Below are 12,954 nucleotides of genomic sequence, written 5' to 3'. Positions count from 1 at the left end.
CCATGACAACAAATGAACAAATACCCAATAGATTAGCTACTGAAAAATCACCCTACTTGCTCCAACACGCTTATAATCCCGTGAATTGGTACCCTTGGAGCGAAGAGGCTTTTCAGACAGCGAAAGCAGAGAATAAGCCTGTTTTCTTATCTATTGGGTATTCGTAGTTTGGTCTTTTACCGACTTGTCACTGGTGTCACGTTATGGAACGGGAATCCTTCGAAGATGAAGAAGTTGCGGCTTTACTTAATCGCGACTTTATCTCCATTAAAGTGGATCGGGAAGAACGCCCGGATGTCGATCATTTGTACATGGCCTTCTGTCAGGCTCTTACTGGTTCAGGTGGTTGGCCCCTAACTATTATGATGACACCCGAGAAAAAGCCTTTTTTTGCTGGGACATACTTCCCAAAAACTGAGCGCTATGGATATAAAGGGATCATGGAACTCTTAGACCAAGTAGGGAGTCTCTGGGCAAGTAACGAAGAAAAATTGCGAGAATCTGCCGATCAATTAGTGGTTGCCATTCAATCGGGGCGTTCATTGCCGAGTAAAACCTCTTCCCCAATTGCAAACGAGCTAAAAGAAACTTCTAATTCCTTTAAGTCCTGGGGAACGGAGGTTATTTCCAAAGCTTATGAAACCTTAGTCCAGAGCTTTGACGAGGGTTACGGAGGATTTGGTCGTGCTCCGAAATTCCCCACCCCTCATACCCTTACCTTCCTTCTTCGTTATGCGATGGACCATCCCCAAGACAAGGCACTAGAAATGGTCCGCAAAACTCTCGAAGGAATGGCTCTTGGTGGAATGTACGACCACATAGGATTTGGTTTTGCCAGGTATAGTACGGACGAAAAATGGTTAGTCCCTCACTTCGAGAAAATGCTCTACGATAATGCCTTGTTAGCTTTAGCGTACTTGGAAAACTATCAAGTCTCGCATTTAGAAAAAGATGCTCAGATAGCACAAGCAATTTTCACCTATGTCCTAAGAGACATGACGTCCTCTGAGGGCGGTTTCTATTCCGCTGAAGACGCTGACGCTGAAGGGGAAGAAGGGAAATTCCACGTTTGGACTCCCGAAGAGGTTGAAGCCGTATTGGACAAAGAGACGGCCCTTAAGTATTGTGCTGTTTATGACATCACCTCACAAGGTAACTTTGAAGGAAAAAATATACCCAACCTTTTAATGGGATCTATTAAGAAAGCTGCTCACGATAACGCCCTGAAAGAGGATGAGATTATAAAATCTCTGGAAGGCGCACGTCAAACTCTCTTTGCCACTCGAGAAAAACGGATACACCCTCATAAGGACGATAAAATATTAACCTCCTGGAACGGTTTGATGATTGCCGCCTTGGCAAAAGGAGCCCAGGTTTTCGGAAACAGGTCTTATTTCGAAGCCGCTGAAAAAGCTGCAAACTTTATTCTTACTCATCTTCAACGTGGTGATGGACGCCTCAAGGCCCGTTACCGAGAGGGCGATTCAGCCTATCTCGGCTACCTAGATGATTATGCTTTCTTCATCTGGGGTCTGCTTGAACTATATTCTGCAAGTGGTAATCCTCAATTCCTCAAAACCGCACTTCAACTTCAAGAGGACCAAGATCGCCTGTTTTGGGATGAAAAAAGCGGAGGATACTATTTAACTGGTTCAGATGCCGAAGAACTACTTTTCCGTCCTAAGGAAAGCTATGACGGAGCTGTTCCCTCTGGCAACTCAATCACTGCACTCAACCTTCTTCGGCTAGGTCGACTGACTGGTGATGAACGTTGGGAGCATAAGGCAGAACAACAACTGCTTGATTTTAGAACGGTTCTTGAAGAACATCCCTCAGGATATACAGCGTTTCTACAAGCACTACAATTCGCCCTTCATCCTACTCAGGAATTAATATTAGCGGGTCCCCTGGACTCAGACGATCTAGTTGAGATGCGCCAAGCTTTCTTTTCCACATTCCGCCCCTATGCTTCGGTTCTATACCAGGAAGGAACGCTTGGAGAAATAGTCCCTTGGATCCGTGATTACCCTCTTGACCCAAGCCAAATAACCGCTTATTTGTGTGAAAACTTCTCTTGCCAGCGGCCAGTACATCAAATAGAGGACTTTAAAGATCTTCTGTAGGAGCAATTCATGAATTTCCCCTCCAATACACTTGCAACTTTCACCTACTCTGTTGGTTAATGTCATCCTGAGCGTTAGCGAAGGATCTAGATCCTTCAGTCGTTCCTCCTTCAGGATGACACATCACTCGAGATGGATTCGTAGCAATGACAAAAGCATACTGGATCTTTCATTCATCCGTGGTGCCTCGAAGCGGCATGGGGGTCTACACTGAAAGAGCCTTAGGTTTACTTCACTTTATAGAAGTAAACCTAAAGCTCATAATTTTCTCATTTTTACTACTTCTTTGGTTTCAGCGATTATCGACGGAAACAATCATTAGCGACGGACACTCTGCTAGATTATAATCAATTGGGCAGGCCAGTTCCCGTTCATCCTCGTAAAACACCCTAACGAAGGGGCGATTAGGAAACGAAGGATTTTGTTTTACAACGTTTCCTCTTTGTCCATTGCTTAGAAGTATACCGGAACCAGAGGGGTAGACGGCGATATGTTTCTTAAATATTTCTAAGGTTCTTGGACAGAAATGAGAATTCGATTGAGATATGATATATTCAAAGGCCTCATTGGGCTCAATGGCTTTGCGATAAACTCGTTTGCTGGTAAGGGCTTCGTACACATCGGCAACTGACGTAATCCTACCATATTCGTGAATTTCGCTTCCTTTAAGACCCCTTGGATAACCTGAACCATCCCATTTTTCTTGGTGTTGAAAGGCTACATGAGTGGACAGTAGACTGAAATCATTATTTTTGCGCAGGATTTCAAATCCCTTGACCGTATGTCGCTTGATCTCCTCAAATTCTTCCACTGTAAGTGGTGTCTTCTTATTTAAAATCGATTCTGGAATTAATATTTTCCCAATATCATGCATGAGTATGCCCATGCCAAGTTCAAGTAGTTTCCGCTCAGAATAACCTGAAGCGATACCTAGTACAAGTCCGATAATCGATGTATTAATGGAGTGGTGAAATGTATAATTATCATATCCCTGAATCTCAGTCAAATTCCCTAGAATGTCTGAACTAGCCAACAAATCATTAACCATTTTCTGAATGGCTGCTCGCACGTCGTCCACCACTAGAGAACCTTCCATACCACTCTCAATATAACTGCTAACATGTTTAATTGTTTTATAGGCAACTTCACGTGTTTGCCCAGTTATAGACTTACCAAATTCAACATCATCCAGTCGATCATCCTGAATAAATAAAACATCATAACCCATATCTTTTAGACGTTCAATATAGGAGGCAGTTACACGAACTCCTGATTGCAATAAAACACTACCTGAAGGACTAATCACAGGACGTGCTAAGACTGATCCTTCCCTGATATAACGAGTATTTACCAAGCGCATGAATCTTCACCCTATCCATCTGCGTCATTTCTCTAATCGATTTAATTCGTCAAAATACCGTAAAAACCTTTAATTGTTTAGGTATTTTAAATAAATTTTTCCCTTTAGTCCTACTTGATTAGAAATACCGACATACCATTATCATTTAATATTGTTTATTAATTATAATATTATACTAATAGGTAATAGTTTTCAATACATCTCAGGAAGTATATTAACAATTTTCTGAAGTTGCTACAGAAAAAAAAATGCCATCTTAGCTAAATAATAAGCTAAGATGACACTTTCCATAAAATATACTAACTGTCAGTTCCATTTTTAACCTACCCTTACAAAACGACCTTCGTCAATCGAAAATGCTCTACATCTACCAGCCCTAAGTCTGTCAGTTTCAAGAGGGGAATTACCGGCAGGGAAAGAAAGGCTAGAGTCATAAACGGATCAACCTTTTCACTAATTCCAAGGCAAAGTGCCTTCTCATGCATTTCGGTTAGACTTTGTGCAACTGTTTCAGCATCCTGATCCGTCATAAGACCTGCAATTGGCAAAGGAAGCTTGCCTATTACCTGAGTACCATCAACAAGGCAAAGCCCGCCCTCCATCTCATTACAGGTCATAATTGCCAAGTTCATCTCTTCGTCACTCATTCCTACGACAACTAAGTTATGCGAATCATGAGCTATTGTTGAAGCTATGGCTCCTTTTTTCAATTCCAATCCTTCGACAAATCCGAGACCTACGTTACCTGTTTTGTGATGTCGTTCAATCACAGCAATCTTCGCAATTCTCTGAGCCGGATCTGGATAAACAAGACCATTACGGACCGGCAGTTCACGGATCAAGGCAGACGTCACCAGCGAATGCTCTTGGACTCCGATAACCCGAACCTGGGCTTGATTCGACTTTGACTCGCTATTTGTAAAAACCCTCAGCTTATCTGAGGACCACTTACCAAGATGAACACTTTTCGTAAGTCCTGCGACATTATAGCGTGAAAATCGTGGACGCTCATTGCCTTCACTTTGTTTTATTCCACGCCAAAATACTTCCAGGATCTCAAAGGTGTTAAGATCCTCCAAAACAACGAAGTCAGCCTGATATCCAGGAGCCACAGCCCCTAAATGCTTAAGTCCAATGGCACGAGCCGCATTAATCGTGGCCATTTGAATGACCTGCACAGGATCCATGCCTGCCTTGATTGACAAACGAACAAGATGATCAATGCTTCCTTCGTGAATAAGGTCCCTCGGATGACGGTCATCCGTTACAAGAAGACATTGCCCTGAGTTTTGAGAGGTGACCACTGGCAATAGATCTATGAGGTTTTTAGCAGCGCTGCCCTCGCGAAGCATAACATGAAAACCACGTCTTAGACGCTCTCTAGCCTCTTCAACAGTGGAACATTCATGCTCCGTGTGTATTCCCGCTAGATAATAGGCATTTAAATCCTGCGGAGATATTCCTGGAGCATGCCCATCAAAAAAGGGAACCGGCAGTTTCAACTTGTCTACCATATCGGGATTAGCTTGGATCACACCTAGATAATCCATAACCTCCCCTAAACCTATCACTCTGGGATGACCAACGAATTGTAACAAATCCTTCGCTTCAAGACGAGCCCCTGAGGTCTCCAGTTCTGTAGCTGGAACGCAAGAAGGAAGGGCAACAAACGTATTGAAGGGTAACCTGTCAACACTATCAAGAATATATTGAATTCCTTTGATCCCCGTAACATTAGCAATTTCATGGGGATCTACAACAGCAGTGGTAACTCCATGGGAAAGAAGAAGGGAACAGAATTCTTCCGGACAAAGATGCGAGCTTTCGATATGAACATGTCCGTCAATCAGACCAGGAACAACATATTTGCCGGATAAATCAAGTTCATTCTCTGCTTTCTCGAACTTGCCAATACCGACAAAAACACCTTCATGTACTCCAATATCCGTTTCATGAATTTCTCCAGAAAAGACATTAACTAACTTAGCTCGTCGCAGAACCAAGTCAATCTTAACAAGCCCCCGGGCCTCATCCATCGTTTGCTTATAGTTCGACATTTCCATCACTCCATCCAAACAGATATCTTGGTTAGCGCCCGCACACGCAGACACTGTCTTCGCACTAATTAGCTTTCTTGCAGGATGTGGGCGAAGCTGCCCGACCTTCATCATCTGCTGGTGCCGCTTCAGGGGCATACACCAGGAAAACGAACCTAACGGTTCGTTTTCCTGGCGCTGCGATATTGAATACCGCGTCAGCATTCTTATATCAGTCCAACCCGCTGCATAACCCTATTTAAACTCTTTGTCGAACTTATCTTAAGCTTTGGAACATCAATCGTTAACAGTTGGCGATCTTTCATGACTATTTGGCCGTCTACCATTGTTAACCGGACATCCGAAGAAACTGCTTGATATACTAATTGTGAGTAAACATCAACATGCTCATTAGGCCAAGTATGCAACCCCTGCAAGCTAACCACTGCCAAATCTGCTTTTTTTCCGACTTCTAAGCTTCCTAGATCATGTTCATGACCAATGGCCCGAGCACCACCTAGGGTCGCCATCTCAAAAACCTCTCGTGCAGGCATGGCCGTTGGGCCATGTAGGGGTTTCTGAATCAATGCTGCGTGACGCATCTCTCGAAATCCGTCTAAATTGTTGTTGCAAGGTGCTCCATCTGCGCTCAAGGAAACCTCTGCCCCGCGTTTCATAAGCTCTGGAATCGGTGCAATCCCCGAGGCTAGCTTCAGATTCGAAGAAGGGCAATGTGAAATTCGAGTCTTAGTCTGGACCAGAATTTCCTTTTCTGCCTCATCCAGCCAGATGCAATGCGCTAATATTAGTTTTGGCCCGGTTAAACCGACTTTATCCAAGTAAACGATGTTGCGCATCCCTCGCGTGCTCTCGACAACCTGTATTTCCGAGCGATTTTCAGAAGCATGTGTATGCACAAAGGCATTTTTTTCTTTTGCGAGTCGGGAAACTTCCTTTAATAATGTATCGGTGCAGGAAATAACGAAACGAGGTGTAAAAGCAACTTCGAGCCGCCCATTTCCTTTGCCGTTGTATTTCTCAAATAAATCGACGCTTTCTTGCAAAGAAACATCCGTCTTCTCTTGTAAAGAAGGAGGAAGATCTCCGTTGCAATCATCCATCATAACCTTTCCACTCAAAGCTCTCAAGCCGGTAGAAAGAATAGCTTCGAAGGCATGTTCTGTATGATGCACAGTTTCCATGTCCACAATCGTCGTGGTCCCTCCAAGGAACAACTCTCCAATACCTAATAATGCTGAATCATACAAGGATTCTGGATCATGTCCGCCTTCCAAAGGCCAAACTCTTAGCCTAAGCCAATCTAAAAGCTCTAAATCGTCTGCCTGACCCCTAAATAATGTTTGGCACAAATGAATATGAGTCTGAATTAAGCCGGGAATTATTAGATCCCCATTAAGCTCTATTACCTGATCTGCAGGTTGTTCGATGACACCACCAACGGCCACGATTTGAGATCCATCTACAAGCAGGTCTCCCATAATAATCTCACGCGCGGCATTCATTGATACAATAGTGGCATTTTTAAAGAGAATACGCATCCTATTTCATCCTTTCCCTTCTTGCTAAAGGCGCTCTCGCCAAACGAAAAACGTCTAGCATTAGGTAAACCTAGGCAACCCTATCCTACTTTGACCTTTAATTTTTGGTAGCTCCTAGATCAGATCAACTATACTTTATCTCAGGGAGAAAATCCACCACAGTTTTCCAGTTATGGAGAGATGTGACCACCACATCTCTCCGGGCCATTTTAAGGTTAGATTAATGTCCTCCGATAATAAAGTGAATGATAAAGAGAACCGTGAAAACGTACATAACTAAATTATTTTCCTTATGCTTGCCACTCACAAGTTTAATTAAGGTGTAAGACATAAATCCGAATGCAATACCTTGAGCTATGGAGAAGGTTAACGGCATCATAACGATCGTCATGAAGGCAGGTAAAGCTTCAGTAAAGTCGTCAAAGTTAATGTGAACAACTTCCGCCATCATCAAGACACCCACTAATATCAAAATAGGTGCAGTTGCTTGACCAGGAATCAGTCCTACCAGAGGAGCAAAAATTAGCGAGACTAAGAAGAGACCTGCAACCGTAACAGCAGTGAGTCCACTTTTACCACCTTCAGCTGCGCCGGCGGCACTTTCAATATATGACGTTACGGTTGGAGTTCCCACGATAGATCCGAAAGTCGTTCCCACCGAATCTGCCATTAAGGCTTTTCCAGCACGAGGTAAATTTCCGTTTTCGTCTAAAAGACCTGCTTTACGCGTTACTCCAAGTAAGGTGCCGATATTGTCAAACAAGTCTACCAGGGTAAAGGCAAAGAGAATCGAAATAAATCCATAACTTAGAGCTCCCAAAATATCAAGTTCGAAGGCTACCGGTGCAACAGCAGCAAATGGATTAGTAAGGGAGATAAAACTCGATATTCCAGTTGGATACGGAGAAACACCCATGATCATGCTCAATAACGTCGTAGCAATGATCCCAATCAACAAACCGCCTTTAACTTTCCTTGATATCAGCGCACCCGTAAAGATGAGACCGAAGACAGTAACAAGAACGCCAGGTGACTTCATATTTCCCAGTTTAACAAACGTGGCTTGATCAGCAACAATTAGGCCACCATTTTTAAGTCCAATAAAAGCAATAAATAAGCCTATACCTACCCCAATAGAAATTCGTAAAACCGGAGGTACGCCCTCAATAATCCACTCTCGAATTTTCGTGACCGTCATAATGAAAAAGACGATACCTGAAATGAAAACTGCTCCGAGTGCTGTTTGCCAACTAAGTCCCATACCTAGAACAACAGTATACGTAAAGAAGGCATTAAGCCCCATTCCAGGTGCTAAGGCGATAGGATAGTTGGCGTACAACCCCATAATCAGGGTACCAAATGCTGCTGCCATGGCGGTAGCGGCAAAAGTCGCACTAATAGGCATTCCGGCATCTTGTAATATTAAGGGGTTTACAAATAAAATATATGCCATCGTAACAAACGTGGTTAACCCCGCAATAATTTCCGTTCGAACATTTGTCCCTAATTCGTTTAGTTTAAAATACTTTTCTAAGAAGCCTTCTGGGTTCCCTGATGAATTTTTAACGGTTGACATGAACAGCCCTCCCATTAATTACAGTCCCTAATGTTAATTTCATTTCTACTTTGTAGTTTAAGCTAAACTTATTGATTTTATTAACTTTGTTGTTTCTCCTAAATTACTGCATTGCTAATTCATGATTGCATCACAAAATAAACACCTGAATACAAATAATAACTCAATTTCAGCTTCTGGATGCTAACTTTCTCCCCCCCTCTTTTTCTCTGCCAACGCTTGCAATATCTTTTCTGGCGTCGCTGGTAAAGACGTAATCCTTACTCCCACAGCATCATCAATTGCATTGATAATTGCCGCAACGGTTGGAAGCATTGCTGGTTCGCCCAGTCCCTTCGCACCAAACGGACCGGTACACTCTGCATCTTCCACATACAAAGCTTCTATATTAGGCACATCTAAGGCCGTGGGAATCAAATAACTAGAAAGGGCGGGATTTTTAATTTTGCCCTCGTGTAATTCTAGTTCCTCTAGCAAAGCAAATCCTATGCCTTGAGTCACTCCGCCCGCAATTTGTCCTTCAACTTGAGTCGGATTTAAGGCCTTTCCTACATCATGAACTGCAACTACTTTAAGAACACGAACCATACCCGTTTCTGTATCAACTTCAACTTCAGCAGACTGACAGCCAAAGGCATAAGGCCAGTAAGGCGCTCCTTGTCCGGTTTCCGGGTCTACAGGCGTTGAACGCGCTGTCGAGCTTTCTGCACTAATAAAACGTTCCCCCGCTAAGCGAGCTTGGAACACCATATCTGCTAAAGGCATCTGGCGAGAAGGATCCCCTTTGACCCCTATAGAACCGTTCTTTAACTCAATTCCTTCTGTCGTCGGACAGGAAAACTTGTGAGCCGCATAATCCAACAGCGAAGATTTTGCTTGGCGAACGGCTTTCAATACTGCATTTCCCGTATTATAGGTTTGCCTTGTTGCCGCCGTTGTCCCTGAATCCGGCGTGGCATCCGTATCACCAGAATAAACACAGATATCCTGAGACTCCAGTCCAAGTTCTTCCGCGACAATTTGAGCAAAGATCGAGTTACTCCCTTGTCCAACATCAACGGCCCCGGTCAGCACCGTGGCTGAACCGTCATCGTGAATCTCTATAAAGGCGCTTGAGACATCTGGGAATCCGTTCCCGTAACCTGTGCCATACCAAGAACAACCTAATCCAATTCCCCTCTTTTTCACTGGGAGTCCCCCCCTCTCTCGAGATAAGGTGCGATTTTTGCCAGACACTGATCGAGTGGAACGCTACCCGTCAGTACTTGACCAGTGGCCGTTGTACTTCCCACCTTAAAATGATTGCGTAAGCGAATTTCTAACGGCGAAATCCCAATCTCCCTGGCAAGGAGATCCATTTGACTTTCATAAGCCAGGACAGTTTGAGCTGCACCAAAGCCTCGCATAGCTCCGGCATAGGGATTGTTGGTAAACACTGCGTAGCTATCAATTGAAACATTAGGAATGACATACGGGCCGCTTGCATGGACCGCCGATTTGCGCAAAACGTTGATACTCCACGAAGCATAAGCTCCTGCATCACCAATGATCTTGGCTTCTAAAGCCACTAACTTGCCATCCTTTGTTGCACCAGTCTTATAATGCATCTTCATGGGGTGACGTTTGGAATGGGAATAAAAAGATTCTTCCCGAGTATTTTCCATTTTTACAGGTCGGAGTGTATTCCTGGCCATAAGGGCCGCGATAATCTGCAGTGAAATATCTTCTCGTCCCCCAAAAGCTCCTCCCACGGCTAAGGTTTTGACTTGAACTTGACTGAAGCGAAGCCCTAAAGCATGGGCAATTTCACCCCGATCATAGTGAGCGTATTGGGTAGCTGTTTGCACTACCATGTGTCCGCGTTCATCCACATAAGCCAACACCGCCTCGGGTTGCAAAAAGGCATGGTCCACATGTTGAGTGCTGTATTCTTTCTCAATGACTATATCTGCCTTAGCCCAACCCTCTTCCATGTTTCCACGTCGGATCGGCATGTGATAAAGAACATTAGTTGGACGAAGGTTTGGATGTAGAGGGAGTACAGCAGGCGTCATAGCCTCTTCTGGGTCAAAAACTGCAGGCAGAACCTCGTATTCTACGACTACAAGCTTTGCAGCAGCGCGAGCAATTTCCTCTGTTTCCGCTCCGACTACCGCCACCGGGTCTCCAACCATGCGTACATATTCAGCGAGAACTGGCTGATCGCGAAAGAGCACTCCATGGGAATTATTAGGAACATCCTTGGCTGTCAAAACTGTCACAACACCCTCAAGGCTCATGGCCTTCTCGGAGTTAATACCTAAAACTTTGGCATGAGGATGGGGACTACGAATAACCACTGCATAGATCTGGCCTGGGAGATTTACGTCCGCAGGGAACTTAGTTTGCCCAAAGACTTTTCCCCATGCATCTTCTCTGACAACTCGCGAACCTATTACTGAAGATTTCATTTTGCCCCCTCCTCAGCAGCGATTTTCACAGCGCGCAGAATTTTGTCATATCCGGTACATCGACAAAGGTTCCCGGACATAGCAATTCCTATTTCCGTTTCACTAGGCTTTAAATTCCTATCCAGTAAATTTTTTGCAGATAAAACCATCCCAGGGGTACAGAATCCACATTGGACGGCTCCGACTTCAACAAAGGCCTTCTGAACTGGATGAGGGGAGCGCCGATTTCCTACTCCCTCTATCGTAGTAATAACACTTCCATTAGCTTGAGCAGCAAGAACAAGGCAGGAGTTCACAGTTTTACCGTCCATAATCACGGTGCAGGCTCCGCACTCACCTTCACCGCATCCTTCTTTTGTTCCAAGTAGTCCTAGACGGTTGCGTAAAGCATCAATGAGACGTTCACTCGGTTCAACGTTCAAGGTATAAGGCTTTTCATTAACCACAAGATTAATCTCTATCATGCTTGTATCCCTCCCTCTGTGATGATGGATTCTAAAGCTTCACGAAAGACTCCAGAAACCGCTACTCTTTTATAGGGCGCAGATGCCCGAGTTCCCAAAGCTTCTCGGACAATCCGTTGAACTTCTAAAACTCCTTTTTCTAACCATTCCTGATTTAATTCTTGACCACTTAAGACCTGGCTAAGAGATTCACTAAGGAAAGCACGTCTGCCAACTGCCCCTAGAGCTACACGAACATTCTCAACCTTATTTTCATTAACTTCCAAAGCCACAGCAACGCTCAGACGCGCAATGGCTAAGGCTCTGCGTCGACCTAGTTTAGCAAACCCACTTTTCAGTTCCTTTAATGGAATACGAAATCCACGAATAAGAGTTTCCTGCCCAAGAAGTGGAGTACGTCCCAAAAGAGTCGCTAAAGGAACGATCTCCTCTTTCTCGGCGGACATTAAATGAACCTCAGCCCCCAACGCTAGGAGGGGTGGTAAGCCATCCGCAGCTGGTGAACAGTTACCTAAGTTACCGCCCAAAGTTGCCTGATTACGAATTTGTGGAGAGCCCATAGTCTGACAGGCCTGCCAAAGAGCATAGGCGTTCCGAAGAACCAGTTCACTCTTTCCTAAATCTGCAAACGTAGCCATGCTCCCGATGTTCAAAAATCCGTCGGTAATTTTGATCTCACGAAGAACTGATACTTTGCCTAAATCAATGATTCCGGAAGGCTGTACTTTACCTGTACGCATGTGAAGCACGAGATCAGTTCCCCCAGCTAAGAAAGTAGCCTCTGCTGTTTGAGCGATTTCTAGAGCATCTTCCACGCTGTGCGGTTGAAAATACTTCATTTTCTCACCTCATTTATAAATTTGAAGACACGAAAAAGCAACCTCTATTACAAGACTCTATGGCCATCCCTGGCTCATAGAGAAGCAATTAAGGTTGCTTCGTAGAAACCCTCGAACCAATTATCGAGGTTATATGAGTAAAGAAACATTATTTAATTAATTCTGGATTCTCGGATCAGTCAACACTTCTCAGTATGATAAGAATAAGGATTAAGAATCAGGAACAATTCTTTATGTTATAAAATTCGATATTAATCTAAAATATCCTTCTTTAAAGGTTCAAATAATTATTTACTATGTATCCACTATTTACCTATAAACATTATAAATCTCCAACTCACAAGAACACTTTCTTGATTCCCCGAGAACTGCAACTATAACTATTCTAATACAAAAAACAACCCTATCTCAACTCTAATAACCATGTCCGGCACATAGAGAAGCAATTACGGTTGCCTCGCAGAAAGCTTTATTCTATTATCAAGAATTTATTAGTGACTAAGCATTATGTAATCCATAGTTTGAATCTACTTTTTACTTCGATATG

Annotated in this window: 8 protein-coding genes, 1 pseudogene and 1 riboswitch; of the genes and pseudogenes, 1 reads left to right on the top strand and 8 read right to left on the bottom strand. The window is 43.8% G+C overall.

The window, feature by feature from the left end; all coding sequences use genetic code 11:
- Positions 1 to 2: 2 nt before the first annotated feature.
- Positions 3 to 2,123 (top strand): annotated as a pseudogene (locus tag HGJ98_RS11235) (thioredoxin domain-containing protein).
- A gap of 292 nt (positions 2,124 to 2,415) precedes the next feature.
- On the opposite strand, the gene HGJ98_RS11230 reads toward HGJ98_RS11235, so the two are convergent.
- The 8 genes from HGJ98_RS11230 to HGJ98_RS11195 all read right to left on the bottom strand — a co-directional run bounded on the left by HGJ98_RS11230 (position 2,416) and on the right by HGJ98_RS11195 (position 12,407).
- On the bottom strand, positions 2,416 to 3,483 hold the full coding sequence (locus tag HGJ98_RS11230; RefSeq protein WP_291351399.1) for an HD-GYP domain-containing protein: 1,068 nt from the start codon (positions 3,481 to 3,483) through the stop codon (positions 2,416 to 2,418).
- 329 nt (positions 3,484 to 3,812) lie between these two features.
- The gene (gene ade / locus HGJ98_RS11225; protein WP_367142720.1) at positions 3,813 to 5,744 is read right to left on the bottom strand and encodes an adenine deaminase; all 1,932 of its coding nucleotides are present in this window, start codon (positions 5,742 to 5,744) and stop codon (positions 3,813 to 3,815) included.
- 2 nt (positions 5,745 to 5,746) lie between these two features.
- Positions 5,747 to 7,078, bottom strand: coding sequence for a 5'-deoxyadenosine deaminase (locus HGJ98_RS11220; RefSeq protein ID WP_291351397.1), 1,332 nt, complete (start codon positions 7,076 to 7,078; stop codon positions 5,747 to 5,749).
- A 220-nt stretch (positions 7,079 to 7,298) separates the two neighbouring features.
- Complete coding sequence (locus HGJ98_RS11215) at positions 7,299 to 8,654, bottom strand: NCS2 family permease (protein WP_291351395.1); 1,356 nt, start codon at positions 8,652 to 8,654, stop codon at positions 7,299 to 7,301.
- A 183-nt stretch (positions 8,655 to 8,837) separates the two neighbouring features.
- Positions 8,838 to 9,842: a molybdopterin cofactor-binding domain-containing protein gene (locus HGJ98_RS11210; RefSeq protein WP_291351393.1), complete on the bottom strand. Its 1,005-nt coding sequence runs from the start codon at positions 9,840 to 9,842 to the stop codon at positions 8,838 to 8,840.
- Positions 9,839 to 11,104: a molybdopterin cofactor-binding domain-containing protein gene (locus HGJ98_RS11205; protein ID WP_291351391.1), complete on the bottom strand. Its 1,266-nt coding sequence runs from the start codon at positions 11,102 to 11,104 to the stop codon at positions 9,839 to 9,841. Before HGJ98_RS11205 ends, HGJ98_RS11210 begins: the two co-directional genes overlap by 4 nt.
- Positions 11,101 to 11,568: a (2Fe-2S)-binding protein gene (locus HGJ98_RS11200; RefSeq protein WP_291351389.1), complete on the bottom strand. Its 468-nt coding sequence runs from the start codon at positions 11,566 to 11,568 to the stop codon at positions 11,101 to 11,103. Before HGJ98_RS11200 ends, HGJ98_RS11205 begins: the two co-directional genes overlap by 4 nt.
- A complete protein-coding gene (locus HGJ98_RS11195) occupies positions 11,565 to 12,407 on the bottom strand; it encodes an FAD binding domain-containing protein (protein WP_291351387.1) in 843 nt (280 codons plus the stop codon). The genes HGJ98_RS11200 and HGJ98_RS11195 overlap by 4 nt, the downstream gene beginning before the upstream one ends.
- A 57-nt stretch (positions 12,408 to 12,464) precedes the next feature.
- A riboswitch (purine riboswitch) is annotated at positions 12,465 to 12,564 on the bottom strand.
- Between the last annotated feature and the right edge of the window lie 390 nt (positions 12,565 to 12,954).

This window comes from Desulfosporosinus sp., from assembly GCF_014237355.1.
Lineage (GTDB): Bacteria > Bacillota > Desulfitobacteriia > Desulfitobacteriales > Desulfitobacteriaceae > Desulfosporosinus.
The sequence above is the reverse complement of the archived record's forward strand: the minus strand, read 5'-3'. Positions and strand labels throughout refer to the sequence as shown.

Excerpts from the sequence above, each read along its gene's own strand:
- HGJ98_RS11205 (WP_291351391.1), bottom strand. The coding sequence starts at position 11,104 with ATGAAATCTTCAGTAATAGGTTCGCGAGTTGTCAGAGAAGATGCATGG.
- HGJ98_RS11215 (WP_291351395.1), bottom strand. The coding sequence starts at position 8,654 with ATGTCAACCGTTAAAAATTCATCAGGGAACCCAGAAGGCTTCTTAGAA.
- HGJ98_RS11195 (WP_291351387.1), bottom strand. The coding sequence starts at position 12,407 with ATGAAGTATTTTCAACCGCACAGCGTGGAAGATGCTCTAGAAATCGCT.
- HGJ98_RS11220 (WP_291351397.1), bottom strand. The coding sequence starts at position 7,078 with ATGCGTATTCTCTTTAAAAATGCCACTATTGTATCAATGAATGCCGCG.
- HGJ98_RS11230 (WP_291351399.1), bottom strand. The coding sequence starts at position 3,483 with ATGCGCTTGGTAAATACTCGTTATATCAGGGAAGGATCAGTCTTAGCA.
- ade (WP_367142720.1), bottom strand. The coding sequence starts at position 5,744 with ATGCTGACGCGGTATTCAATATCGCAGCGCCAGGAAAACGAACCGTTA.
- HGJ98_RS11200 (WP_291351389.1), bottom strand. The coding sequence starts at position 11,568 with ATGATAGAGATTAATCTTGTGGTTAATGAAAAGCCTTATACCTTGAAC.